This is a genomic window from Sphingopyxis sp. UBA6723 (genome assembly GCF_002454115.1).
Lineage (GTDB): Bacteria > Pseudomonadota > Alphaproteobacteria > Sphingomonadales > Sphingomonadaceae > Sphingopyxis.
Genome location: NZ_DKIH01000013.1, coordinates 243920 through 268507 on the forward strand (window position 1 = coordinate 243920; position 24588 = coordinate 268507).

The window sequence follows — 24588 nt, forward strand, 5'->3', positions numbered from 1 at the left end:
TACAAGGAAGGAAATTCAATGGTTCCGCGTTACGCCCGGCCAGACATGACCGCGATCTGGTCGGCCGAAAATCGGTTTCGCATATGGTTCGAGATCGAAGCGCACGCGACCGACGCCCTTGCCGAGCTTGGAACCGTTCCCAAATCCGCCGCGAAAGCCTTGTGGGACTGGTGGGCCACCAAGCCCGTCATCGATGTCGCCGCAATCGACGCGATCGAGGCGGTAACGAAGCACGACGTCATCGCCTTTCTAACTTGGGTGTCCGAAAATGTCGGCGAAGAAGCGCGCTTCATGCATCAGGGCATGACAAGCTCGGATGTGCTCGACACCTGCCTGGCCGTTCAATTGGCGCAGGCGGCAGACCTGTTGATCGCCGACCTCGACGCGCTGCTCGCCGCAATCAAGCGCCGTGCCATTGAACATAGACTGACCCCGACGATCGGCCGCAGCCACGGCATCCACGCCGAACCCGTTACCTTCGGTCTGAAACTGGCGCAGGCCTATGCCGAGTTCGACCGCTGCAAGGCGCGCCTGATCGCCGCCCGCGCCGAAGTCGCCACTTGCGCCATCTCTGGCGCGGTCGGCACCTTCGCCAACATCGACCCGCGGGTCGAGGCGCATGTTGCGGCGAAACTGGGCTTAGCGATCGAACCGGTCTCGACGCAGGTTATTCCGCGCGACCGTCACGCAATGTTCTTTGCCACGCTCGGCGTCGTCGCCGGCTCGATCGAACGCCTCGCGACCGAAGTCCGCCATTTGCAGCGCACCGAAGTGCTGGAGGCCGAGGAGTATTTCGCGCCGGGGCAAAAGGGTTCGTCGGCGATGCCGCACAAGCGCAACCCGATCCTGACCGAAAACCTCACCGGCCTTGCGCGGATGGTGCGCAGCGCGGTGGTCCCGGCGCTGGAGAATGTCGCGCTGTGGCACGAGCGTGACATCAGCCATTCGTCCGTCGAACGCTTCATCGGCCCCGACGCGACGATCACGCTCGATTTTGCGCTCGGGCGTTTGACCGGGGTGATCGACAAGCTGTTGATCTATCCCGAACGGATGCAGAAGAACCTCGATCGCATGGGCGGTCTGGTGCATTCGCAGCGCGTGCTGCTGGCACTGACGCAGGCGGGCGCGAGCCGCGAGGACAGCTATCTGCTGGTCCAGCGCAATGCCATGCGGGTGTGGGAAAGCGACGGACAATTGTCGCTGCTCGAACTGCTCAAGGCCGACGCCGACGTCACCGCGCGACTGTCCGATGCACAGCTGACGGAACTTTTCGACCTCGGATATCATATGAAGCATGTCGACACGATTTTCGATCGCGTCTTCGGCGCGGCATAGCCGGACTGGAAAGCCGCGCCAATCTGGCTTAGGGTCGAAATCGACCGACAGAGGAGCATGGACTAGTGGGAATTCTGCGGACGATCATCTGGGTTTTGCTGACCGCAATCCTGGTCATTTTTGCCATGGCCAACTGGCTCGCCGTCACCGTGACCATCTGGCCGGGCCAAGTGCTCGACACCAAATTGCCGGTGCTGATCCTAGCATCTTTCCTGATCGGCAGTGTGCCGATGTGGATCGCGCTGCGCACGACCCGCTGGTCGCTCAAGCGTCGCCTCGACGCCAGCGAGCGCCAGCTCGCGGACATGCGCGCGCTCGCCAACCGCCCCGTCGAGCCCGCAACGGTGGTGACGCCTGCATCTGCTCCGGCACCGACCACCGGAACTGCATCCCCCACCCTGCCACTGGACATTCCATGAGCTCACCGCTTTATCTCGCCATCGACCATCCCCACCTCGACGCCGCCGTGACGCTGGCGCAAAAGGTGCGGCATCATGTTGGCGGGTTGAAGTTGGGCCTCGAATTCTTCTGCGCTAACGGCCATCATGGCGTGCACGAAATGGCGAAGCTTGGCTTGCCGATCTTCCTCGACCTCAAGCTGCACGATATTCCCAATACCGTTGCCAAAGCGATCCAGGCGTTGCGCCCGCTCGAACCCGCGATCCTGACCGTGCACGCCGCGGGCGGCCGCGCGATGCTGGAGGAAGCGAAAGCGGTAGCGGGGCTGAATACCAAGGTGGTCGCGGTGACCGTGCTGACCAGCCTCGACGCGCCCGACCTCGACGACATCGGCGTCGGCGGCACGCCGCACGATCAGGTCGTCCGTCTCGCCGCGCTGGCACGCGAATCCGGGCTCGACGGCATCGTTTGCTCGGGTCAGGAAGTGAAATCGGCGCGCAAGGCGTGGCCAGGCGGTTTCTTCGTCGTTCCGGGAGTGCGTCCCTCGAACGGCAGCGCGGGCGACCAGAAACGGGTCGTCACCCCGGCGCAGGCGATGGCTGACGGCGCATCGATCCTGGTGGTCGGCCGCCCGATCAGCCAGTCGCCCGACCCCGACCTTGCGGCGCGCGAGATCGAAGCGACGCTTTAAGCACCTCCCCATTTCCCGTTCGTGTCGAGCGAAGTCGAGACACCCGTCTGAATAACGATTGTCGAGGGACATCTCGACTTCGCTCGATGCGAACGGATAGCTTGAGATTATACCATGTCCCTCCTCGTCAAAATCTGTGGCCTTTCCACCCCCGAAACCGTTGACGCCGCCATCGAACAGGGCGCCACGCACATCGGCCTCGTCCATTTTGAGCCAAGCCCGCGCCACGTTGATCTCAAGACGGCTGCCGAATTGCGCAAACGCGCCGGGCGTCACGTTCAGGTCGCTCTGTTGCTCGTCAATGCGTCACAGCAGCTGACCGGAGAGGCGCTAGCCGCGGTGCGTCCCGACATCATCCAGTTTCACGGCAACGAAAGCCCCGAATGGCTCGCCGTGGTCAAGCGGATCGCGCCCGCACAGGTCTGGAAGGCCGTCGGCCTAAAGGACGCCGGGACGCTGGAGCGGGTCCAGAAATATCAGGGGGCCGCCGACCGCATCCTGTTCGATGCCCCCGCAGCAGCGCTTCCCGGCGGGACCGGCACGCGTTTCGACTGGTCGCTGCTTCAAAATCATCGTCACACCATGGATTGGGGCGTTGCGGGCGGCCTGACCCCCGCGAACGTGGCCGAAGCGATCGCCGCGACCGGCGCGCCGCTGGTCGACGTGTCGTCAGGCGTCGAAAGCGCCCCGGGCGTTAAGGATGTGGACAAGATCGCCGCTTTCCTTAAAGCGGCGCGGTCATGAGCACTCAGCCCAACAGCTTTCGCACCCAGCCCGACGAGCGCGGCCATTTCGGGATTTTCGGCGGGCGCTTCGTCGCCGAAACGCTGATGCCGCTCGTCCTCGACCTCGAACGCGAATATCGCGCCGCGCAGAGCGATCCCGCCTTCGCCGCCGAATTCGACGATCTGCTCACCCATTATGTCGGGCGCCCCAGCCCGCTCTATTATGCGGAACGGCTGACCGAGGAACTGCGCAAGGACGCCCCCGCGGGCAAGGGCGCCCAAATCTGGTTCAAGCGCGACGAGCTCAACCATACCGGCGCGCACAAGATCAATAATTGCATTGGGCAGATCCTGCTCGCGCGCCGCATGGGCAAAACGCGGATAATTGCCGAGACCGGCGCAGGCCAGCATGGCGTCGCGACCGCGACCGTCTGCGCCCGCTTCGGCCTGCCCTGCGTCATTTACATGGGCGCGCGCGACATGGAGCGGCAGCAGCCGAACGTGTTCCGCATGAAGCTGCTCGGCGCCGAAGTGATCGGGGTCGAAAGCGGCGCCCGGACGCTCAAGGATGCGATGAACGAGGCGCTGCGCGATTGGGTCGCGAATGTTCACGACACTTTCTATATCATCGGCACCGCTGCGGGCCCGCACCCCTATCCCGAACTCGTCCGCGATTTTCAGAGCGTGATCGGCAAGGAAGCGCGCGCGCAATTGCTCGAACGCACCGGGCGCCTGCCCGACCTGCTCGTTGCCGCGATCGGCGGCGGATCGAATGCGATCGGGCTGTTCCATCCGTTTCTCGACGACCCGTCGGTCAGGATGCTCGGTGTTGAAGCCGCAGGGCATGGGCTCGACAATGAACATGCCGCCAGCCTCGCTGGCGGCGCGCCGGGGATTCTCCACGGCAACCGCACCTATCTGCTCCAGGACGAGGATGGGCAGATCGACGAAGCGCATTCGATCAGCGCGGGCCTCGACTACCCCGGCATCGGACCTGAACATGCCTGGCTGCGCGACATCGGCCGGGTCGAATATACCAGTGCGACCGACACGGAAGCGCTGGGCGCCTTCCAGCTGCTCTGCCGCACGGAGGGCATCATCCCCGCGCTCGAACCGTCGCACGCGATCGCCGCGGTAACCAAGGTGGCGCGCGAGATGAACCGCGACGCGATTATCGTCGTCAATCTGTGCGGTCGCGGCGACAAGGACATTTTCACCGTCGCCGAGGCGTTGGGAACGCGGATATGACCCGCTTCGCCGCCGCTTTCGCCAAGCCGCACGCTGCGCTCGTCACCTTCGTCACTGCCGGGGACGGCGACACCGCCGCCGTCCTCGACGCGCTCGTCGCGGGGGGAGCGGACGTCATCGAACTGGGTATGCCGTTCACCGATCCGATGGCCGACGGCCCCGCGATTCAGGCCGCGAACCTGCGCAGCTTTGCCGCCGGAACCACCACCGCCGACATCCTTGCCATCGCCAAGGGATTTCGCGCCCGCCATGCCGACATCCCGCTCGTCCTGATGGGCTACGCCAATCCGATGACCGTGCGCGGCGCCGACTGGTTCGCCGCTGCCTGCAAGGATTCGGGCGTCGATGGCGTCATCTGCGTCGACATCCCGTTCGAGGAAGACGACAGCCTTGGTCCCGCGCTGCGCGCCGCCGGGGTCGATCAGATCCGCCTTGCGACCCCGACCACCGACGCGGCGCGCCTGCCTGCGGTGCTCGATGGCGCCGGCGGTTTCCTCTATTATGTCAGCGTCGCCGGGATCACCGGGCTGCAGCAGGCGGCGCAGGCGAGCATCGAAGAAGCGGTCGCACGCCTGCGTACCCAGACCGACCTCCCGATCGCGGTCGGCTTCGGCGTGCGCACCCCCGAACAGGCGGCGAATATCGCGCGCGTCGCCGATGGCGTCGTCGTCGGATCGGCGCTGGTCGAACTCGTTGCGCAGCATGGCGCCGATGCGCCGCGCCACATCGAAAGTTTCACCCGCAGCCTGGCCGCTGCTATCCACGGCGCAAAGGAGATCGCCGCATGAGCTGGCTCGACCGCGTCCGCAACGCCCTGCCCTTTGGCGCCAAGCGCGATACCGCCGACAATTTGTGGCACAAATGCCGCCAGTGCCAGCAGATGGTGTTCGTCAAGGAATGGGAAGATAATCTGAACGTCTGCCCGCGCTGCGACCACCACGACCGCATCGGCGCGACCGAGCGCTTCGCGCAGCTATTCGACGGTGGCCAGCACGAAATCCTGCCAGCCCCGGCGGCTCCCGAAGATCCGCTGAAATTCCGCGACACCAAGAAATATGTCGATCGGATCAAGGCGGCGCGGGCGCAGACCGGCGATCGTGATGCCTATCAGAATGCCTTTGGTCGCATCGCCAGCCAGCCCGTCGTCGTCGGCGTCCAGGATTTCGCCTTCATGGGCGGGTCGATGGGCGTGGCGGTCGGCGAAGCCTTTGTGGCCGGGGTCGAACAGGCGATCAAGCGCGGCTGCCCCTATATCGCCATCACCGCGGCGGGCGGCGCGCGGATGCAGGAAGGCACATTGTCGCTGATGCAGATGCCGCGCGCGACCGTGGCCTTGGCCCGCCTGCGCCGCGCGGGGCTGCCCTATATCGTGCTGCTCACCGATCCGACGACCGGCGGCGTCACCGCCAGCTATGCGATGCTCGGCGATGTCCAGATCAGCGAGCCGAAGGCGCTGATCGGCTTCGCGGGCCAGCGCGTCATCGAAAACACGATCCGCGAGAAATTGCCCGAAGGCTTCCAGCGTGCCGAATATCTGCTCGATCACGGGATGATCGATATGGTGGTGCACCGGAAAGAGTTGCCGGAGACGCTGGGCCGGTTGATCGGCTATCTCGCGCCGGAAAAGGCGGCGTAAGCCGCTCCAAGCTGACCTCCTTGCTTCGTCACCCCGGACTTGAGCCGGGGTCCATGCCACGGTTGTGCAGATGGATGCCGGATCAAGTCCGGCATGACGACGATGGAAAAGCCGAGCGCCCTTAACCATCAAGGCACCCACCATGCCCGACCACGCCCACTCCTCCGACCCCGCGGTCCAAACCCAGCTCGACCGCCTCGCGGCGCTGTCGCCGGGCCGCGACATCCTGGGGCTGGAGCGCATCGCCGAACTTTGCAAACGCCTCGGCAACCCGCAAAACCAGCTCCCGCGCATCTTCCACGTCGCGGGTACCAACGGCAAAGGGTCGACCTGCGCCTATCTGCGCGCGATCCTCGAAGCGCAGGGGCGCCGCGTCCACAGCTACACCAGCCCGCACCTCGTCCGCTTCAACGAACGCATCCGCCTCGCCGGCACGCTGATCGACGACGCCCTGCTCGCGGCGCTGCTCGAAGAAGTGCTCGACGTCGCCGCCGACCTGCAAGCCAGCTTTTTCGAAGTCACCACCGCCGCCGCCTTCCTCGCCTTCGCGCGTATCCCCGCCGACGATTGCATCATTGAGGTTGGCCTCGGCGGGCGTCTCGACGCCACCAACATCATCCCCGCCCCGGCAGTGTGCGGGATCGCGTCGCTGGGCATCGACCATGAGGCGTTCCTGCTCGCGCCAGAGGAAGGCGTGCCAGCCGAGGCGATCGAACGCATCGCATGGGAAAAGACCGGCATCTTCAAACGCGGCGCGGCGCTCGCCACGCTCGCTTATCCCGATCATGTGATGAAGCTGGTCCGCGACCGCGCCGCCGCGGTCGATGGCACGCTATTTTCAGAAGGCGATGGATGGGCGGTCGTCCCCGAGATCAACGGCTTCCGCTGGCAATCGAACAGCGGTTCGATCGCGCCGACCCTGCGTTCGCGCATGGCGGGCGCGCATCAGATGCGCAACGCCGGTCTCGCGATTGCCATGCTGCGCAGTACGCCCGACCCGCAGCCCACCGATGAAGACATCGCAAGAGGCGTCGGGGCGGCCTTCTGGCCCGGGCGAATGCAGCGGCTGGGCAAGGGGCCGCTGACAGGGCTACTCAGCGACAGCGCCACGATCTGGCTCGACGGCGGCCACAACCCTGATGCGGGGGCGGCGCTGGCGATGGCGCTGGCCGACCAGCCACCGCTGCATATTGTCTGCGGGCTGCTCAAGAACAAGGACGCGATGGGTTTCCTGCGCCCCTTCGCCAACAAGATCGCGTCATTTCAGGCAGTGCCGATCCCGGGCCATGAGCATCATGATCCCAAAGACCTGTGCCATTGGGTGCAAAGCGAGCTCGGCATCGCCGACGCGCAGCCGTGCGACGACGTGGCGGCGGCGCTCCGCCATATCGCGGCGCATCGTCAGGCGGGCGATGTCCTGATCTGCGGGTCGCTCTACCTCGCGGGCGTGGTGCTGGAGGAAAACGGCGAGTTACCGGTTTAAGGGATGACAGCGTTAGGTTGGTTTCCGGACCCCCCCTGTTTCCGTTCGTGTCGAGCGTAGTCGAGACACGCGAAGGGACACGCGCCCCATAGGTGTCTCGACTACGCTCGACACGAACGGGATCTATATGTGGGTGTGACCGCTAATGCCCGATGCTCGCCCCTCACGCGACCTTCGGCGCCGGACCTTTCCACGCCAGCAGCGCCCCGGCGACAAGGGCGGCGAGCGACGCATACATGATGGTGGATACCAGTTCGAGTTGGTTGGCCAGCAGCACGCCGACGACGCCCGCGACGATCAGCGCGAAGCCGACGACACGCGCTGCGCCGACAGGCTTGCGGAGCTTGCCTTCGTCGAGCTCGACCGCGCCGCTCTGGCGGATGGATTGCACGACATAACCTTTGCGCCACATCATCCACAGCAGGATCATGCCGGGAATCGCGGCGAGTACCGTCAGCCCCCAGAAGCCGGTCCAGCCAAGCTTCTCCGCGGCATAGCCAGCGGGGCCGGCCATGAAGGTCCGCCCGATCACTGCAACCGATGAGAGCAGCGCAAACTGCGTCGCCGTATAGGCGATGTTTGACAATCCGGAGAGATAGACGGCAACGACGGTGAGGCCGATGCCGCTGGTTATATTCTCGGTCACGATCGCCGCAACCAGCATCCAGTAGTTATTAGCCGCTATCGACAGCGCCATGAACATCAGGTTCGAAAACATCATCAGCAGAACCGAAACCAGCAGCGCCCGGCCCATTCCGAGCCACAGCACGAAGGGCGCACCCAGAGCGGACCCGATAATGAGCGCGGCAAAACCCCATATCTTGTTTGCCGTGATATAATCGAGGTCGGCAAAATTCAGGTCCACGATCATCGGGCCAAGCATCGCCTGCCCCATGGCATCGCCGACCTTATAAACCAGGATGAACAGAAGGATCATCAGAGCGCCATCGCGGGTCAGGAACTCGCGAAACGGATTGACCACGGTTTCGACGAGCCACTGGCCGGGCTTCATGCCCGATGCGTTGCTGAATCTATCAACAAATTTGCCTTCACCGGCCCAGATGGCACCGATAACTGCGGGCAGAACGCAGAGGGTTGTCAGCGCGTACGCCATGGCCCAGCCAAGCCCCAAGCCTTCCTGCGAAGCGAAATAGATTGTCCCGGCGCCCGCGATCAGATTGCCGGTGCGATAGCCGAACTGGTTCGTCGCGGTTCCGTGCGCAAACTCGTCCTCTTCCAAGATTTCGATACGGTAGGCGTCGATGACGATGTCCTGCGTCGCCGAAAAGAACGCCGTGACGACGGCCCAGAACAGGAACCAGCGATAATCGTCCGGCTGCGGGTCGCTCGCGCCCATCTGCCAGATGGCGATCACTAGGAAGAACTGCACGAAAAATAGCCAGCTTCGCCGCTGGCCCAGCGCCTTGGTCAAAATCGGCAGGGGAAGCTTGTCAACGAGGGGCGCCCACAGGAACTTGATCGTGTAGGGGATGCCGACCATCACCGCGAAACCGATGGCCGTCGGCGTGAAGCCAACTTTCGCGAGCCAGAAGGTCATGGTGGCGGCAATCAGCGTGAAGGGGAAGCCGCTCGAAATGCCGAGAAGGAAGGCCACCGCTGGATTCTTGCGCAGATAGGGCCGGAAGGCGGGGACCGCGAGCGCCACGACGACCAGCCCGGCGAGGACACCAGCGAAAATGAGAAAACGGATAAAGTCGACGGACATTCGGTGCTCCCCGCGGACCGCTGGCGAGCGGTTCTGTGCTTGGCGCCAAGGCCTAATGCCTTGGGGTCAAATTGGAAGCGGGTATTTGCCGCGTACGCGGCTAACCGTGCGACTTACGCTGCCTCAGGCCGCCAATAGGTGACCAGCCCGCTGACCTTGCGCGGCATCTTGTTCTGACAGGTCATCGTTTCCACCGCGCGCAGCGCCGCGACCAGTGCCGAGGCACTATGCGGCTTGCTCAGGCACGCCACCGCGATGTCGGCTGCATCATCGGGGCATTGCCCGGTCACCAGCAGCACGGCGATACCGCGATCGCGCGCCAGCCGAGCGACTTCGCGGCCCGTCATATGGCCCGCCAGCCCCAGGTCGAGCACAACCGCGTCAATCTGTTCGTCGGCGATGATGGGCACCGCCGCCTCGCCCGAATCGACCGTCGCGACGATGTCGTACCCGCTGTGCTTCAGCGTCCGCTCATTGTCGAATGCGACCAGCGGATCATCCTCGATGATCAGCAGCCGCTTGATGCAGGACGGGCGGGACGCGAAGAGCATAGGGTCTCCCTTTAATCGCGCCATGACGCGCTCAAAGGCGTCGCGCAAGATTGCTTCGGCTTGCCATCGACGAAGCGACACGTTTCCGGCTATGAGCGTGGCCACAGGGCAACACTCTTGCCCGCATAACGACAAGAAAGCCGTACCCGTTCCCATGACCACCCGCCGACCTCCCCGCGCCGCGCCGCGCTCCGCGCGCAAATCCGCCGGCGACCGCGACGCCCCGAAAGGCCGCCGTGCCGCGCGCGGCGCCACCTCCGCGCTCAAAGCCAAGCCCGCCGACGCCGAGCGTGACGAGGACGGCCCACAGCGCATCGCCAAACTGCTCGCGCGCGCCGGGGTTGGCTCGCGCCGCGATGTCGAGCGGATGGTCGAGGAGGGCCGCATCGCGCTTAACGGTGTCGTCGTTGTACAGCCTGCGCCGCTGCTGACCTCGCTCGAAGGGCTGACGGTCGATGGCAATCCGGTCGCCAAGCCCGTCTCGACGCGCCTCTACCGCTTTCACAAACCCTCCGGCTGCATCACCGCCGCGCGCGACCCCAAGGGGCGCAAGACGATCTATGACATATTGCCGAAGGATCTGCCCCGGCTGATGCCTGTCGGCCGACTCGATTATAATACCGAGGGTCTTCTGCTGCTGACCAACGACGGCGAATTCAAACGCCAGCTCGAACTGCCCGCCAGTGGGGTCGAGCGGACCTATCGCGCTCGCGCCTTTGGAGACATCAGCCAGGAACAGTTGGAGGAACTCGCGATGGGCATCACCATTGACGGGGTCACCTATGGCAAGATCGACGCCAATCTGGAGCGCCGCACCGGGCGCAACCAGTGGGTCGAAATGACGCTGACCGAGGGCAAGAACCGCGAAGTCCGCAAGGTGCTCGAACATTTTGGGCTGCAAGTTAGCCGTCTTATCCGCACCCGTTATGGCGCGTTCGAACTCGACGGTCTGCCGATGGGTGCGGTCGATGTCGTGCCACGCGATGAATTGTTCAAATTCCGCCGGCATATGGGCTGACGGCGATGCGAGTCATTTCCGGCGAATGGCGCGGCCGCAAGCTGCTGGCGCCCAAGGGCGACGCGACACGCCCGACCGCGGATCGCACCCGCGAGACCTTGTTCTCGATGCTGACCAGCCGCCTGGGCAGTTTCGAAGGGCTGGTCGTCGCCGACCTGTTCGCGGGATCGGGCGCGCTCGGCATCGAGGCGCTGTCGCGCGGCGCCGCCACCTGTCTGTTCGCCGAGCAGGACCGCGACGCGCTCGACGTCCTGCGCGGCAATCTGTCCACTCTGGGCGCCACTGTGCGCGCCAATGTCCGCGCCGGATCGGTGCTGGGCCTTGGCCCGGCGCCGCGCGCCTATGACTTGCTGATGCTTGACCCGCCCTATGGCACTGGCGCGGCGAGCGTCGCGCTGGACAAGCTCAACCGGCTCGGCTGGATCGGGCCCGACAGCTGGGTGTCGGTCGAAACCGGCCACAGCGAAACCGTGGAGGTGGCAGGCTTTGCCATCGATGCCGATCGCAAAGTCGGCAAGGCACGGCTGACGTTGCTGCGGCTCGCGTAACGACCTACCGCGCCAAGCTGGACAGCGCCGCCGCTGTTCCCTAATCGTTCGCGCGTGACCCTGCCCCCCGCCTCGCTGCCCGACCTGCCCCCGCCCGATCCGTCGGACCCGCCCTATCTGCGCGGACTGAACGGGCCGCAGCGGCAGGCCGTGCTGACCACCGAGGGGCCGGTGCTGATGCTCGCGGGCGCCGGGACCGGCAAGACGGCTGCGCTCACCGCCCGGCTCGGCCATATCATCGCGACGCGGCGCGCCTGGCCGTCCGAAATCCTGGCGGTCACCTTCACCAACAAGGCGGCGCGCGAGATGCGCGAGCGCATCGGGCGCATGATGGGCGACGCGGTCGAGGGCATGGCGTGGCTCGGCACCTTTCACAGCATCGCGGCCAAAATGCTGCGCCGCCATGCCGAACTGGTGGGCCTGCAAAGCAATTTCACCATCCTCGACACCGACGATCAGCTCCGCGTCCTAAAACAGCTGATCCAGGCCGAGGGACTCGACGAGAAGCGTTGGCCCGCGCGCCAACTCGCCGGGCTGATCGACAAATGGAAAAACCGCGGGCTAGTCCCCGCCGACCTCGACGCCGCCGACAAGGAATCCTATGCCGACGGCAAGGGACAACATTTCTACGCGCTTTATCAGGCGCGGCTGAAAACGCTCAACGCCTGCGATTTCGGCGACCTGCTGCTCCACATGCTGGTCATCCTGAAAAACCACCGCGACGTGCTCGAACACTATCAGGAGCGCTTCAAATATATCCTTGTCGACGAATATCAGGACACCAATGCCAGCCAATATCTCTGGCTCCGGCTGCTCGCGCAGCAACGCAAGAATATCTGCTGCGTCGGCGATGACGACCAGTCGATCTATTCGTGGCGTGGCGCCGAGGTTGCGAACATCCTGCGCTTCGAAAAGGATTTCCCCGGCGCGACCGTCATCCGCCTCGAACAAAATTACCGCTCGACCCCACAAATTCTCGCCGCCGCGTCGGCGCTGATTGCGCAGAACAGCGGGCGGCTGGGCAAGACGCTGTGGACCGACCTTGAACCGGGCGACAAGCTGCGTGTTGTCGGCGTGTGGGATGGACCCGAGGAAGCGCGGCGGATCGGCGAGGAGCTGGAAACGCTTCAGGTTCGCAAGGTCAGCCTCGACCGCGCCGCCATCCTCGTCCGCGCGCAGTTTCAGACCCGCGAGTTCGAAGACCGCTTCATCGCCATTGGGATGCCATACCGGATTGTCGGCGGCTTCCGCTTCTATGAACGCGCCGAAATCCGCGACGCGCTCGCTTATCTGCGCCTTGTTCAGTCGCCCGCCGATGATCTGGCGTTCGAACGCATCATCAACACGCCCAAACGCGGCCTCGGCGACAAGGCCCTCGCGCGTATCCACCAGTTTGCGCGGATCGAGCAGGCGCCGCTGCTCCGCGCGGCGGCGCGCATTACGGAAACCGACGAACTGACCCCGCAGGCCCGCCGCCAGTTGGTCAATTTCGTGGCGCTCATGCGCGGCTGGCAGGAAAAGGCCGGCAATCTTTCGCACCCCGAGCTGACCCAGCTGATCTTGGACGAGTCGGGCTATACCGCGATGCTGCAAGCCGACCGCAGCGTCGAAGCCGCAGGGCGCCTCGAAAACCTGTCCGAGCTCGTCCGCGCGATGGAGGATTATGATTCGCTGGAGGCGTTCCTCGAGCATGTCAGCCTGGTCATGGACCGCGACCAGAATGACGACACCGAAACCGTCACCATCATGACGATCCACGCCGCCAAGGGCCTGGAGTTCGACCATGTGTTCCTCGCCGGGTGGGAGGATGGCGTGTTCCCGTCGCAGCGTTCGATGGACGAAGGCGGCACCGCCAGTCTCGAGGAAGAACGCCGCCTCGCCTATGTCGCGATCACCCGCGCCCGCGTGCGCGCCAGCATCTATCACGCCGCCAACCGCCGTATCTATGGCCAGTGGATGAGCAGCATTCCCAGCCGCTTCATCGCCGAAATCCCCGCCGAGCATGTTGACAGCGAAAACAGTTTCGGCGGCGGGCAAAGCCTGTGGCGCGCCAATTGGTCGGCGCAGGGCGATCCGTTCGCCCATGTCGCGGAACGCCAGCCGTCGCGCACCATGACCCGCGGCCCAGCGTGGCAGCGCGCCGCCGCGCAATCCTCGACGATCACCCGCGCCCCCGCCCCCAGCGAGAAAGGCCCGGCGGCGTCGGTCGGCGCCAAGCCGCGCGCCGATCTGGCGATCGGGATGCGCGTGTTTCACGAAAAATTCGGCTATGGCGAAATCGCCGACATCGACGGCAACAAGTTGGAGGTCGCATTTGCGCAGGCCGGCCACAAGCGCGTTCTCGACAGCTTTGTGACGCTCGCATGATCGCAGGCGGCGATGCGCGAAAGCCAGAATCGACTATTTGATAAATCGCGCCGCGGTGCGCTAGGGTTGGACGACACCCGCAAACATAGGACCAAGCGAACCAGGCTTTGCGCAAAACGAAAGATCAATAATGACCAATCCGGGAATGGACGCCGACATCTACGATGCTTTCATGGACCAGTTGCAGCGCTATGTTCGCGAACGGCTGATCCCGGCGGAGGATCAACTCGAAAAGCTGGGCCGCGTCCCCGACGACATATTGGCCGAAATGCGCGATATGGGGTTGTTTGGCGTCACCATGCCCGAACAATATGGCGGCGCCGGGATGAATGTCAGCCAATATGTCGGCTTCATCCGCGAGATCGCCTACGCCTCGCCTGCCTATCGCTCGATCGTGTCGATCAACATCGGCATGGTGTGTAAATCGCTGGTCGGTTTCGGGACCGAGCAGCAGAAGGACCATTGGCTGCCCAAGCTGGCGATGGGCAGTATCGCCGCATTCGGCTTGACCGAACCCGACAGCGGATCCGACAGCGCGGCTATGAAAACCCGCGCAGTGCGTGACGGCAATGGCTATGTCCTGAACGGCACCAAGCGGTACATCACCAACGCGCCCTTTGCCGACGTCATTCTGGTGATGGCACGCACTAACGCCGAAGCCTTGCCCAAGAATGCCCATGTCAGCGCGTTCATGGTCCCGCGCAACGCTCCCGGCGTGTCGATCGGCAAACCAGACGGCAAGATGGGACAGGCAGGATCGCAGATCGCCGACGTCATCCTTGAAGACGTCCATGTCGATGGCGACGCGCTGCTCGGCGGTGAAGAGGGTATCGGCTTTCGCGCCGCTATGCAGAGCCTGGATAACGGCCGCCTGTCGGTCGCCGCGGCCAGCGTCGGCTATGCGAAGCGAATGCTCGACGTCGGCCTGAAATATGCGATGGAGCGCAAGGCATTTGGGGAACCGATCGCCAATTTTCAGCTGATCCAGGCCATGCTTGCCGACAGCAAAGCGGAAATCTATGCCGCGGAATGCATGTTGAACGATGCGTGCGCGCGCGCCGATCGCGGCGAGAAAATCCTGGTCGAAGCCGCGGCAGCCAAGATGTTCGCCAGCGAAATGTGCGGCCGCGTCGCCGACCGGGTGGTACAGATCCACGGCGGCGCCGGTTATCTCAAGGAATATCTCGCGGAACGTTTCTATCGCGACTGCCGCATTTACCGGATCTATGAAGGAACCACGCAGATCCAGCAGCTAGTCATCGCCAAGAACATGATCCGCGACTACGCGGGCTGAAGCTGCGGGAGGGTCGCTGGTGGAGCCGAGGGGAATCGAACCCCTGACCTCTGCAGTGCGATTGCAGCGCTCTCCCATCTGAGCTACGGCCCCGCGACCGCGGCGTAATAAACGCACCGCATTGCAGTGGCAACGGCTTTTCTGACCACCGCCGTGACCACCATGCGAAATCAGGGAATGGGGGTTCCGATGAGCAAAGCCTGGCATCTGATTAGCCGTCCGCAAGGACTGCCGACGATGGACAATTTCGCGCTCCGCGATTTGCCCGAGGCGCCGCTGGAGGCCGACCAACTGCGCGTGCGCAATCTTTGGCTCTCGGTCGATCCCTATATGCGCGGGCGGATGAACGACGCCAAAAGCTATGCCGCCAGTTTCCAGATTGACCAGCCGATGACCGGCGGCGCAATTGGTGAAGTGGTGGAAAGCCGGATGGAGGGTTTTGTCTCCGGCGACCTGATCCTGCACATGGGCGGATGGCGCGATGGCGGCATCATCGGGCTCGACATGATGCCAAACAAGCTCCCGCCCGCGGCGCTGGACGCGGGGATGACGCCGCAGACCTTCTTGCACAATATGGGCCTGACCGGCGGCACCGCGTGGATCGGCCTGCTGCGCGTTGCGGCCGCCAAACCCGGCGATACGATCTTTGTCTCCGCCGCGGCGGGCGCCGTGGGATCGGCGGTCGTGCAAATCGCCAAGGCGCGCGAGATGACCGTCATCGGATCGGCGGGCGGCGCTGAAAAATGCGCATGGGTCACGCAATTGGGTGCCGATGCGGTCATCGACTACAAGGCTGGACCGGTCCTGTCGGAACTGGTGAAAGTGCTTGCCGAACTCGGCAAGCCCGGCATCGATGTCTATTTCGACAATGTCGGCGGCGAGCATCTCGACGCCGCCTTTGCGACCGCCAATGATTTCGCGCGCTTTGCGATCTGCGGGATGATCGATGTGTATAACGACGGCAAGGCGCAGGAGATGAAATATCTCATCCGCACGATTCCCGCGCGGATCCGCATGGAAGGGTTTATCTACACCGACCAGTTTTTCGACTGCATGGAAGAATTCTACGCCGACATGGGCGGCCTGATCGCCAGCGGTGCGGTGACGATGCGCGAGACAGTGCATGATGGGATAGAGTCGGCGCCTGATGCATTTCTGGGGCTGTTTTCGGGCGCCAATGTGGGAAAGATGCTCGTTCGGCTGTAGGCTTGTAGCCGCTAACGACCAAAAGCAGACTTACACTCTCGTCATCCCGGACTTGATCCGGAATCCATCTGCCCTCTCAGCGTAGGCCGGTGCAAGGCCGCATGGACCCCGGATCAAGTCCGGGGTGACGAACGCATGAGGGCCGCATCCCATCCCAAAGCCGACTTCGGCTCCTAGGTTGAGCGCCTCAAAAAGTCAGAAAGTTCTCAGCTACCGAAACCAACCGACAGGAAACCCGGCATCGGGCCGTTCCAGCCGTCGTCGGGGCCATCCTGGTCGTCGCGGCGCGGTGCGGGTGCTGGTTTCGGCGTGACGGCTGCTTTGCGATCATCGCGCGGCTTGGATGCCCTTGCGGGGGCGGCTTTGGGCTCGTCGACCGGTTGCGCGGCAACCTTCTCCGGCTTCGCTGCGCCGCGGCCCCGTCCGCCACGTTCCGAACGCGCGCGGCGGGGCTTTTCTTCGGCTTCGCTGGGCGTTGCCGGGGCCGGTTCAGCCGCCGCCGTTTCAACGCCATAGACCGGAATCTTGTAACCGGTCAGCTTCTGAATGCTGTCGATCGCCTCGTCATCCGACGGGGTCACCAGCGTGAAGGCGCGCCCCTGTGCCCCCGCGCGACCGGTACGGCCGATGCGGTGGACATAGTCGTCGGGGTGCCAGGGGGCGTCGAAGTTGAACACATGGCTGACGCCTTTGACGTCAAGTCCGCGCGCTGCGACGTCCGATGCGACCAATATATTGATCGTGCCGTTCTTGAACCGGTCGAGTTCGGTGGTGCGGCTCGACTGGTCCATGTCGCCCTGAATCTCGCCCGCGCTGTAACCCGAACGCTGGAGCACCTTCGCCAGCTCGCGCACCGTCGTCTTGCGATTGCAAAAGATGATCGCGGTATGAACCTTCTCGGATTCGATCAGGCTGCGCAGCGTGTCGCGCTTGCCGCGTTCCGATGTCTTGACCAGAAACTGCTCGATATTCTCGTTACGGCTCGCGGGACGCGCAACTTCGACCGTCTTGGGGTTTGACAGGAACTTGTCGGCGAGCCGCTTGATCGGCGCCGGCATCGTTGCCGAGAACAACAGGGTCTGACGGTTCGCGGGCAGCTTGGTGCAGATATTCTCGATATCGGGGATGAACCCCATGTCGAGCATGCGGTCGGCTTCGTCGATCACCAGCAGGTTACAGCCGGTGAGGAGAATTTTGCCGCGTTCGAACAAATCCATCAGGCGGCCCGGGGTCGCGATCAGCACGTCGACGCCCTTTTCGAGCGCTTTCACCTGATCGCCCATCTGGACCCCGCCGATCAGCAGCGCCATCGACAGCTTGTGATATTTGCCATATTTTTCGAAATTCTCGGCGACCTGCGCCGCAAGTTCGCGCGTCGGCGCGAGGATCAGCGAGCGCGGCATCCGCGCGCGGGCGCGGCCGTGGGCGAGGATGTCGATCATCGGCAGCACGAACGATGCGGTCTTGCCCGTCCCGGTCTGCGCGATGCCGATGATGTCGCGCATCATCAGCACCGAGGGAATGACCCCCGCCTGGATCGGCGTCGCTTCGTCATAGCCCGACTCGTCGATCGCGCGTAAAAGTTCGTCGGAAAGGCCGATCTCGGCAAATTTCATAAGATTATCATGTCCGGAAATAGAGGTGACGCCCAGCCTTCCACGCAGGCGGCGCTGCGCGGGCCTTGGGCAAATAGCGATGAAAAGTCAAGAAATGGCGACGAAAAGCGCGATTAAACGCCTAATCATCGTCGCGAACGGGAACCATCAGCCGAAACTTGTCGATTTCGCACTTCGCACCCGTCCGCGCGTGGATCTGATCGCGGTCCTCACACAGCTTCCCGTCCTTGCTGCCCTGCATGTAAAAGCCCGCATAAAAGTCGAGCGCGCGGCACCCACGATTAAGCTGCGCGCGCAGCCGCTGTTTCTGCCGCGTGATGATGTCGATGCTGTCGCGCTGGGTCGCCTGCATCCCCATGATATTGCGCATCGCCACGCATTTGGGCGCCTTTTTCTCTTTCCACACGATCGGGATTTCGGTCGCCCGCCGCGAAGGCATCGGTCCCGCGGCGAAATTATTCAGCTGCGACCGCTGGGCGGGGACGCGAATTATCAGCTGTTGCTCGACCACGACTTGCCAGAAGGGCGCGATCTGTTCCGGCGTCGGTGCGGTAAGCGCAATCAGGGGTTCGGGCGCCGTGACGGGTGACGGCGCATCGGCAGCGGGGGCCGCTACCGCAATCCACAGGGCCGCAGCCGTCAGCACAAGCGCGCTGCCGCTCCTTCGGCGTCCTGACAGAATTGGCTGATCACTCGTCGCTCCCCCCGCCCAAACTCACTGGACGAAAATCGGATATTCATTCAATCCTCGCTTTAGCAAGGATCATTGAACATCAAATGAACTATATTCGCCATCTTACTCCCACAAGTTCGGGATATGCCGTATGAGCCGGGCACCGCCGCCAGCGTTGCTCGACCGGCTCGCCGCACTTTTGGGGCCCAAGGGCTATACGACCGACCCCGATACCATGGCGCCGTGGCTGACGGACTGGCGCGGCAAATATACCGGCCAAGCGGCGGCGATGCTGTCGCCAGCCTCGACCGAAGAGGTCGCGGCTGTCGTTCGGCTCTGTGTCGCAGAACAGGCGGCACTGGTTCCGCAGGGCGGCAACAGCGGCATGGTCGGCGGCGCGACCCCCAATGCCGGTGGCGACCAATTGTTGCTCAGCCTGCGCCGCATGAACCGGGTGCGTAGCATCGATATGGCGGCGCGAATTGCGGTGGCCGAGGCCGGTGTGATCCTCGAGACCTTCCACAACGAAGCGCTCGCCCACGGTCTGCGTTTTCCCCTCACTTTGGGCGGCAAGGGGTCCGCGACGATCGGCGGTCTCGTCTCAACCAACGCCGGCGGAACCCAGGTGCTGCGTCACGGCACGATGCGCGCGCTGGTCGCGGGGATCGAGGCGGTGCTCCCCGACGGCAGCATCTTCGACGGCCTCGCCCCGCTCAAGAAAGACAACCGCGGTTATGACTTGCGACATCTGCTGTGCGGCGCCGAAGGAACGCTCGGTATCGTCACCGCCGCCAGCCTGCATCTCGTCCCAGCCGCCACCGCACGGCGGACAGCGTGGGTCGCCATCGATTCGCCTGAATGCGCCCTGCGGCTGCTCCGCCAGCTCGACGCCTGCATCGGGCACGAGCTGGAGGGATTCGAGATCCTCCCGCACGGCTGCCTCGACGCGGTGCTGCGGCACATCCCGCAAACGCGCGCGCCGATGGCCGCCGAGCATCCTTGGTACATATTGGCCGAACTGGCGGGCAACGATGACGAAGCCTTGGGCAACGCGGTGGAACGCGAACTTGCGGTCGCGCTGGACGCGGGACTGATCCGCGACGTTGTGCTCGCAAAAAATGACCGGGAAAGCGATGATTTCTGGCGCCTGCGCGATTCCATTTCAGAAGCGGCGCGCGCCGAAGGACCGGCGTTGCAGCATGACGTCAGCGTTCCAGTCGATGTGATGCCGACCTTCATTGCCGATAATCCGGTACGGCTGACCCAGGCGTTTCCCGGCGCCCGGGCGCTGTCATTCGGGCATTTGGGCGATGGCAATGTCCATCACCATGTTCAGCCCCCCGTCGACATTGACGGCGCCGCGTGGATTGCGGAGCATGGCGCCGCTGTCAGTCGGCTCGTTTATGCGCACGTCATCGAACTTGGAGGATCGATCTCGGCCGAACATGGCATCGGCCAGATGAAGCGCGACGTTCTCGCTGAACTCGACAGCCCGGCGCGACTGGCGGCGCTCCGCGCGATCAAGGCAGGTCTGGACCCATCGGGTATCTTCAATCCCGGCAAGCTGATCGCCTGAACTGCGCGCGCGGCGCACCATCGCCCCCTTGCGCCGTGCGGCGCAGGTCAATAAGGCGCGCTGTTATCTTTTGCGTCCCGGCTGGTCGGGACACCCTACCGGAGTTTTATCATGGCCACTGCGCCCGCCCCTGCCAATCTGCCGCTGTTCTACAAGGACCTGGTGCCGCTATCGAGCGTCGATCATGCCGATTTCCACGCGCGTCCGCTGGACAAGGCCGACTTCCTGGTCAACCAGCACGCGATCCCGCTGACGTCGGACGAATTCGTGTCGGCCTGCCGCTTCTTCCCGATTGTCTTTTCGGCGGGTGACAATCCGGTGCCGCTGGCGCTGATGGGTCTCAACGAAGGTGTGAACACCTTTGTCGACGATGAAGGCAAGCTGCTGAATCCCGTTTATGTCCCAGCCTATGTTCGGCGCTACCCGTTCCTGCTGGCTCGGTTGCAACAGGACTCGGAAGAATTGTCGCTTTGCTTCGACCCGACGTCGGGAGCAGTCGGCAAATTTGATGAAGGCGATGCACTGTTCGAGAACGACCAGCCTACCGCCCCGGTTCAGGCCGTCCTCGAATTCTGCAAGAATTTCGAAGAAGCTGGTCAGCGTACCAGCATGTTCATGGACGAGCTTAAAAAGGCCGATTTGCTGATGGAAGGTGAAGTCAGCATCCAGCAGGAAGGCATTGACAAGCCGTATATCTATCGCGGTTTCCAGATGGTCGATGAAAATAAGCTGCGCGAACTGCGCGGCGACGTGTTGCGCAAGATGATGCAAAACGGCATTCTCGGCCTGATCTTTGCCCATCTTTTCTCGCTGCAGTTGATGCGCGAAGTGTTCGCTGAGCAGGTCAAAGCGGGCAAGGTACCGCTAATGCAGGAAGTGCCGGCGATTTAAGGAGCGTGAATCGGATGGCCACCCTGGCAGAAACCACCGGCACCGCCGGATCGCGTTATACCAAGGTGGCCATCTGGCTCCACTGGCTGATCGGTCTGGCGGTCATCGCCAATATCGGCCTCGCGATGCTGACCGAGGGTCTGCCCCGCGAAACACAGCGGGCTGCGATGGATATTCACAAAGCGCTGGGGATCGCCGTGCTGGTCCTGACAGTTATTCGGATTCTTTGGCGGGTGGGGCATAAACCGCCACCGCTGCCCGCCGCGATCCCGACTTGGCAGCGGTGGCTTGGGCAAGTCACGCATGTGCTATTTTACGTGCTGTTGATCCTGTTGCCGCTGTCGGGATGGGTCTGGATGTCGGCGGCAGATCGGCCGATCGATTTCTTTGGCTTGTTCACGATACCGACGATCGTCGCACCGAACGAGGGTCTGGCCGACGTCATGCACGACCGTCATGAAGTGCTGGGTCTGACGATGCTTGCGCTCGCCGTGATCCACATCTTGGCGGCGCTCAAACATCAATTTGTCGATCGTACCGGGCTGATCGGGCGGATGAACCCTTTTTGACGCACATGTTCGACGCACAGCGTCGCCGCGGCGTCAAAAATCGATGGCAATGCCCTTCAACTCCCAGTCGCCATAGCGCACCGGGTTTCGTCCGCCGGGTTGATCCTCGGCCTTTTCCTCGCGGATCGGCGCCGGGGATGGTACCGGGCTGGTGGTCCAGCTGGCAGGCGCCTTCACATGCGCGGGACGCTTCGCTGCGCGCGGCGTGCCGCCAATCATTTCTGTTTCGCTGCATTCGGCCATAAGCCGCACCATATAGGATTTTTCATGCCTCAAGCCAACCTCGCCGAACATCGTCATGACTGACCGCCCGCGGCGTCCTAAACAGCGTGGGCCGCACGAGCCGGACCCGGCGGGGACCACGGCTCGCCGTGCCGCGCTGCGCCTCGTCGATGCGGTGCTGCGCCGCGGCGATCCGCTGGACGTCGCGATGCACGCGGCGGCGCAGGGATTGACCGGCGCCGATCGCGCCTTTGCGGTGGCCATCGCGTCCGAAACCTTGCGCTGGATGGTCGATATCGACGCGCTGATCGACAGCGCAACGGCGCAGATCTTGCCCGATGACGTCAAATCGCGCACCGTGCTGCGGATCGCGCTGGCGCAATTGCTCGTCCTTAAAAGCCCCGCCCACGCCGTGGTGGCGACCGCCCTGCCCCTCGTCGCGGGCGGCCCCCGGCGGCTGGTCCACGCGATCCTGTCGCGCGCCCAGCAGGACGAATGGCGTTTGCCCGACCGCGCCACCCTGCCCTTGCCCACCGCCGAACGATGGGCCGAGCAATGGAGTCTGGCGATGGTCGAAGCCGCCGAAGCAGGTTGGAGCGCGCCGCCGCCGATCGACCTCAGCTTCGCCGCCGAACCCGGCCCGGACGAGTGGCCGGACGCGATATCACTAGCCCCACGCCATCGCCGCCTGCCGCGTGGACAGGCGGTCGAGGCGATGCCGGGTTACAGCGAAGGCGGCTGGTGGATCCAGGATCTGGCGGCGAGCCTTCCCGCGCGCCTGCTGGGGCCGGGCGAAGGTCGTGCCGTGTTCGATCTGTGCGCGGCGCCCGGCGGCAAAACGATGCAGCTGGCCGCCGCGGGCTGGCAAGTCATCGCCGTAGATTCCAGCGCCAAACGCCTCGGCCGCCTCAGCGACAATATAGCCCGCACCGGCCTGGCCGCCGATGTTGTTCAGGCCGATATTCGCTCATGGGCGCCGACAGCGCCCGCCGACGCGGTGCTGCTAGACGCTCCCTGTTCGGCGACGGGCATCTTTCGCCGTCACCCCGACGTGCTCCACCGGATCGAGCCGCGCCAGATCGCCGAAATGGCAGTGCTGCAAAGTGAATTGCTCGCCCGCGCCGCGCACTGGGTCAAGCCGGGCGGGGTTTTGATCTACGCCACCTGCTCGCTCGAACGCGCCGAGGGCGAGGATCAGGTCGCGACGTTCCTGAACCATCACGCATCTTGGTGCGTTGATCCGGTGCGCGCAGACGAGCTGCCCGCCGGGATCGCCCCCGACGCCAGCGGTTTCGTCCGCACCCTTCCCGGGCTGCTCGCCGACGTTGGCGGTCTCGACGGTTTCTTCATCGCCAGGCTGCGCGCGCCATAGCCGACAGGCGACGTCCGGGCTGGACAGCACGCAAAAGCCGTTTAGGGGCAAAGCTGATGGCGACGATCCCTCCCCCTGAAGGCGTAGAGCCGGTGATGCCGGAACCGGCGTCCAAAGTCCCCTCGCCGCTCAGCTATCCCGACTATCGCTACTTCTGGGCTGCGCGTTTCACCGCCGTGATGGCGACGATGGCGATGGTGGTGGTCATCGGTTACCAGCTCTATGACACCGCCCGCACCGATTATGGCATGTCGATCCGCGAGGCGTCTTTTCAACTCGGGCTGCTCGGGCTGGTCCAGTTCGTTCCACTGGCGATCCTGACGCCCGTCGCGGGATGGGTCGCCGACCGCTTCGAGCGGCGCAAGGTCGCGATCTTCGCCAATATGATCGACCTTGTCATCGCGGTCCTGCTGGGCTGGTTTACATGGACCGATGCGCTGACCTTGCCATTGCTGTTTGCGCTGGCCGCGCTGCACGGCGTCGCGCGCGTTTTTGTCGGTCCAGCCATGAGCGCGATCGCGCCCAATATCGTGCCCCCCGCCGTCCTGCCGCGCGCCATCGCGATGAGCAGTATTGCGTGGCAGTCGGCATCGGTCGTCGGCCCCGCCGCGGGCGGACTGATCTACGCTGCGCACCCCGCGGCGGTCTATGTCTTTGCGGCGGTCCTGCTTGCGCTTTCGGCGTTTACGATCAGCCGCGTGCGCCCGGTGTTGCCGCCACCCACCGAAGTGCGCCGCCATCCGCTCCGCGAAATGGCCGACGGGCTGCAATTTACCTGGCGCGAGCGTTTCCTGTTCGGGACGATCACGCTCGACCTGTTCGCGGTGATTCTCTCCGGCGCGACCGCGCTGCTGCCCGTTTTCGCGCGCGACATTTTACAGACCGGTTCGGAAGGCCTTGGCTTCCTGCGCGCTGCCCCCGCCGTCGGCGCGGCGGTCGTTGCACTTGGCCTCGCCTTCCGCCCGATCGAACGCAATGTCGGCGTCAAGATGCTGTGGGCGGTTGCCGCGTTCGGGGCCGGGACGGTGGCGTTTGGCCTTTCGACGAATTTCTTCCTCTCGCTCGGCCTGCTCGTGCTGATGGGGGGGGCCGATATGTTCTCGGTCTTTGTGCGCGGGACGCTGATCCAGCTCAACACCCCCGACCATATGCGCGGCCGGGTCAGCGCCGTGTCGGGGCTGGCGATATCGGCTTCCAACGAACTGGGCGAGATGCGGGCCGGCACGATGGCCGCGGCGATTGGCCCGATCAGTGCGGTCATTTTCGGTGGCGTGGCGGCGATCGGCGTCACCGCGCTGTGGGCGTGGCTGTTTCCCGAACTACGCCGCGCGCGGACCTTTGAACCGCAATTCCGGCAGACTGATTGAGGCGATCTCGACGTTCGAATGACCGTTCGGCGCTTCGTCGCAAAGCTGCGTCCGTTCATCACATGGCTATTGTCA

At 64.0% G+C, this 24588-nt stretch carries 23 protein-coding genes and 1 tRNA gene; 18 read left to right on the forward strand and 6 right to left on the reverse strand.

What is annotated here, in order from left to right:
- Nucleotides 1–18 precede the first annotated feature (18 nt).
- The 8 genes from purB to B4F07_RS14570 all read left to right on the forward strand — a co-directional run bounded on the left by purB (nt 19) and on the right by B4F07_RS14570 (nt 7517).
- Nucleotides 19–1335 carry an adenylosuccinate lyase gene (purB, locus tag B4F07_RS14535; protein ID WP_293700496.1) on the forward strand — a complete coding sequence of 439 codons (1317 nt, stop codon included), beginning with the start codon at nt 19–21 and terminating at the stop codon, nt 1333–1335.
- A gap of 65 nt (nt 1336–1400) precedes the next feature.
- Nucleotides 1401–1754, forward strand: coding sequence for a LapA family protein (locus B4F07_RS14540; RefSeq protein WP_293700498.1), 354 nt, complete (start codon nt 1401–1403; stop codon nt 1752–1754).
- Nucleotides 1751–2425, forward strand: a complete 675-nt coding sequence (gene pyrF / locus B4F07_RS14545) for an orotidine-5'-phosphate decarboxylase (protein ID WP_293700500.1) — start codon at nt 1751–1753, stop codon at nt 2423–2425. Before B4F07_RS14540 ends, pyrF begins: the two co-directional genes overlap by 4 nt.
- A 114-nt stretch (nt 2426–2539) precedes the next feature.
- Nucleotides 2540–3169, forward strand: coding sequence for a phosphoribosylanthranilate isomerase (locus B4F07_RS14550; RefSeq protein ID WP_293700502.1), 630 nt, complete (start codon nt 2540–2542; stop codon nt 3167–3169).
- Complete coding sequence (trpB, locus tag B4F07_RS14555; protein ID WP_293700504.1) at nt 3166–4398, forward strand: tryptophan synthase subunit beta; 1233 nt, start codon at nt 3166–3168, stop codon at nt 4396–4398. The genes B4F07_RS14550 and trpB overlap by 4 nt, the downstream gene beginning before the upstream one ends.
- Entirely contained in the window at nt 4395–5186 is a 792-nt protein-coding gene (gene trpA / locus B4F07_RS14560) for a tryptophan synthase subunit alpha (RefSeq protein WP_293700506.1), read from the forward strand. Before trpB ends, trpA begins: the two co-directional genes overlap by 4 nt.
- Nucleotides 5183–6034: an acetyl-CoA carboxylase, carboxyltransferase subunit beta gene (gene accD / locus B4F07_RS14565; protein WP_293700508.1), complete on the forward strand. Its 852-nt coding sequence runs from the start codon at nt 5183–5185 to the stop codon at nt 6032–6034. Before trpA ends, accD begins: the two co-directional genes overlap by 4 nt.
- A gap of 142 nt (nt 6035–6176) precedes the next feature.
- Nucleotides 6177–7517: a bifunctional folylpolyglutamate synthase/dihydrofolate synthase gene (locus tag B4F07_RS14570; RefSeq protein WP_293700510.1), complete on the forward strand. Its 1341-nt coding sequence runs from the start codon at nt 6177–6179 to the stop codon at nt 7515–7517.
- A gap of 163 nt (nt 7518–7680) precedes the next feature.
- Here the strand turns inward: B4F07_RS14570 and B4F07_RS14575 are convergent, their stop codons facing one another.
- Nucleotides 7681–9243 (reverse strand): AmpG family muropeptide MFS transporter, encoded by a 1563-nt coding sequence (locus tag B4F07_RS14575; protein ID WP_293700511.1) that lies wholly within the window; start codon nt 9241–9243, stop codon nt 7681–7683.
- Between the two features lie 113 nt (nt 9244–9356).
- A complete protein-coding gene (locus B4F07_RS14580; RefSeq protein ID WP_293700513.1) occupies nt 9357–9794 on the reverse strand; it encodes a response regulator in 438 nt (145 codons plus the stop codon).
- Nucleotides 9795–9948: 154 nt separating this feature from the next.
- Here B4F07_RS14580 and B4F07_RS14585 point away from each other — a divergent pair, with 154 nt between their 5' ends.
- The 4 genes from B4F07_RS14585 (at nt 9949) to B4F07_RS14600 (ending at nt 15021) form a co-directional block, all read left to right on the forward strand.
- Nucleotides 9949–10812: a pseudouridine synthase gene (locus tag B4F07_RS14585; protein WP_293700514.1), complete on the forward strand. Its 864-nt coding sequence runs from the start codon at nt 9949–9951 to the stop codon at nt 10810–10812.
- A 5-nt stretch (nt 10813–10817) separates the two neighbouring features.
- Complete coding sequence (gene rsmD / locus B4F07_RS14590; RefSeq protein ID WP_293700515.1) at nt 10818–11360, forward strand: 16S rRNA (guanine(966)-N(2))-methyltransferase RsmD; 543 nt, start codon at nt 10818–10820, stop codon at nt 11358–11360.
- A gap of 54 nt (nt 11361–11414) precedes the next feature.
- Nucleotides 11415–13727: an ATP-dependent helicase gene (locus tag B4F07_RS14595; protein ID WP_293700517.1), complete on the forward strand. Its 2313-nt coding sequence runs from the start codon at nt 11415–11417 to the stop codon at nt 13725–13727.
- A 130-nt stretch (nt 13728–13857) separates the two neighbouring features.
- Nucleotides 13858–15021, forward strand: coding sequence for an acyl-CoA dehydrogenase family protein (locus tag B4F07_RS14600; protein ID WP_293700519.1), 1164 nt, complete (start codon nt 13858–13860; stop codon nt 15019–15021).
- 17 nt (nt 15022–15038) lie between these two features.
- On the opposite strand, the gene B4F07_RS14605 is transcribed toward B4F07_RS14600, so the two are convergent.
- Nucleotides 15039–15114, reverse strand: a tRNA-Ala gene (locus tag B4F07_RS14605).
- Between the two features lie 96 nt (nt 15115–15210).
- On the opposite strand from B4F07_RS14605, the gene B4F07_RS14610 reads away from it, so the two are divergent.
- Nucleotides 15211–16227: an NADP-dependent oxidoreductase gene (locus B4F07_RS14610; RefSeq protein ID WP_293700521.1), complete on the forward strand. Its 1017-nt coding sequence runs from the start codon at nt 15211–15213 to the stop codon at nt 16225–16227.
- Between the two features lie 206 nt (nt 16228–16433).
- On the opposite strand, the gene B4F07_RS14615 is transcribed toward B4F07_RS14610, so the two are convergent.
- On the reverse strand, nt 16434–17843 hold the full coding sequence (locus tag B4F07_RS14615; RefSeq protein WP_293700523.1) for a DEAD/DEAH box helicase: 1410 nt from the start codon (nt 17841–17843) through the stop codon (nt 16434–16436).
- 121 nt (nt 17844–17964) lie between these two features.
- Nucleotides 17965–18489 (reverse strand): hypothetical protein, encoded by a 525-nt coding sequence (locus B4F07_RS14620; protein WP_293700524.1) that lies wholly within the window; start codon nt 18487–18489, stop codon nt 17965–17967.
- A gap of 178 nt (nt 18490–18667) precedes the next feature.
- Here B4F07_RS14620 and B4F07_RS14625 point away from each other — a divergent pair, with 178 nt between their 5' ends.
- From B4F07_RS14625 to B4F07_RS14635, 3 genes are all read left to right on the forward strand, one after another.
- Nucleotides 18668–20092 carry an FAD-binding oxidoreductase gene (locus B4F07_RS14625; RefSeq protein ID WP_293700526.1) on the forward strand — a complete coding sequence of 475 codons (1425 nt, stop codon included), beginning with the start codon at nt 18668–18670 and terminating at the stop codon, nt 20090–20092.
- A gap of 111 nt (nt 20093–20203) precedes the next feature.
- Nucleotides 20204–20983, forward strand: a complete 780-nt coding sequence (locus B4F07_RS14630; RefSeq protein ID WP_293700528.1) for a SapC family protein — start codon at nt 20204–20206, stop codon at nt 20981–20983.
- 14 nt (nt 20984–20997) lie between these two features.
- Nucleotides 20998–21552, forward strand: a complete 555-nt coding sequence (locus tag B4F07_RS14635) for a cytochrome b (RefSeq protein WP_293700530.1) — start codon at nt 20998–21000, stop codon at nt 21550–21552.
- A gap of 33 nt (nt 21553–21585) precedes the next feature.
- Here the strand turns inward: B4F07_RS14635 and B4F07_RS14640 are convergent, their stop codons facing one another.
- Nucleotides 21586–21852: a DUF1674 domain-containing protein gene (locus B4F07_RS14640; protein ID WP_349681334.1), complete on the reverse strand. Its 267-nt coding sequence runs from the start codon at nt 21850–21852 to the stop codon at nt 21586–21588.
- Between B4F07_RS14640 and B4F07_RS14645 the strand changes: the two genes are divergently transcribed.
- A complete protein-coding gene (locus B4F07_RS14645; protein ID WP_293700532.1) occupies nt 21851–23146 on the forward strand; it encodes an RsmB/NOP family class I SAM-dependent RNA methyltransferase in 1296 nt (431 codons plus the stop codon). The genes B4F07_RS14640 and B4F07_RS14645 overlap by 2 nt on opposite strands.
- Before the next feature lie 56 nt (nt 23147–23202).
- Nucleotides 23203–24513 (forward strand): MFS transporter, encoded by a 1311-nt coding sequence (locus B4F07_RS14650; protein ID WP_293700534.1) that lies wholly within the window; start codon nt 23203–23205, stop codon nt 24511–24513.
- Nucleotides 24514–24588 lie beyond the last annotated feature (75 nt).

Bases quoted from the DNA above. Each gene is read 5' to 3' on its own strand.
- B4F07_RS14575 (WP_293700511.1), bottom strand. From the start codon at position 9,243: ATGTCCGTCGACTTTATCCGTTTTCTCATTTTCGCTGGTGTCCTCGCC.
- B4F07_RS14610 (WP_293700521.1), top strand. From the start codon at position 15,211: ATGAGCAAAGCCTGGCATCTGATTAGCCGTCCGCAAGGACTGCCGACG.
- B4F07_RS14635 (WP_293700530.1), top strand. From the start codon at position 20,998: ATGGCCACCCTGGCAGAAACCACCGGCACCGCCGGATCGCGTTATACC.
- B4F07_RS14570 (WP_293700510.1), top strand. From the start codon at position 6,177: ATGCCCGACCACGCCCACTCCTCCGACCCCGCGGTCCAAACCCAGCTC.
- B4F07_RS14550 (WP_293700502.1), top strand. From the start codon at position 2,540: ATGTCCCTCCTCGTCAAAATCTGTGGCCTTTCCACCCCCGAAACCGTT.
- B4F07_RS14615 (WP_293700523.1), bottom strand. From the start codon at position 17,843: ATGAAATTTGCCGAGATCGGCCTTTCCGACGAACTTTTACGCGCGATC.
- B4F07_RS14585 (WP_293700514.1), top strand. From the start codon at position 9,949: ATGACCACCCGCCGACCTCCCCGCGCCGCGCCGCGCTCCGCGCGCAAA.
- B4F07_RS14630 (WP_293700528.1), top strand. From the start codon at position 20,204: ATGGCCACTGCGCCCGCCCCTGCCAATCTGCCGCTGTTCTACAAGGAC.
- rsmD (WP_293700515.1), top strand. From the start codon at position 10,818: ATGCGAGTCATTTCCGGCGAATGGCGCGGCCGCAAGCTGCTGGCGCCC.
- B4F07_RS14580 (WP_293700513.1), bottom strand. From the start codon at position 9,794: ATGCTCTTCGCGTCCCGCCCGTCCTGCATCAAGCGGCTGCTGATCATC.
- B4F07_RS14625 (WP_293700526.1), top strand. From the start codon at position 18,668: ATGAGCCGGGCACCGCCGCCAGCGTTGCTCGACCGGCTCGCCGCACTT.
- B4F07_RS14645 (WP_293700532.1), top strand. From the start codon at position 21,851: ATGACTGACCGCCCGCGGCGTCCTAAACAGCGTGGGCCGCACGAGCCG.
- B4F07_RS14650 (WP_293700534.1), top strand. From the start codon at position 23,203: ATGGCGACGATCCCTCCCCCTGAAGGCGTAGAGCCGGTGATGCCGGAA.
- trpB (WP_293700504.1), top strand. From the start codon at position 3,166: ATGAGCACTCAGCCCAACAGCTTTCGCACCCAGCCCGACGAGCGCGGC.
- trpA (WP_293700506.1), top strand. From the start codon at position 4,395: ATGACCCGCTTCGCCGCCGCTTTCGCCAAGCCGCACGCTGCGCTCGTC.
- B4F07_RS14640 (WP_349681334.1), bottom strand. From the start codon at position 21,852: ATGACGATGTTCGGCGAGGTTGGCTTGAGGCATGAAAAATCCTATATG.
- B4F07_RS14600 (WP_293700519.1), top strand. From the start codon at position 13,858: ATGACCAATCCGGGAATGGACGCCGACATCTACGATGCTTTCATGGAC.
- accD (WP_293700508.1), top strand. From the start codon at position 5,183: ATGAGCTGGCTCGACCGCGTCCGCAACGCCCTGCCCTTTGGCGCCAAG.
- pyrF (WP_293700500.1), top strand. From the start codon at position 1,751: ATGAGCTCACCGCTTTATCTCGCCATCGACCATCCCCACCTCGACGCC.
- purB (WP_293700496.1), top strand. From the start codon at position 19: ATGGTTCCGCGTTACGCCCGGCCAGACATGACCGCGATCTGGTCGGCC.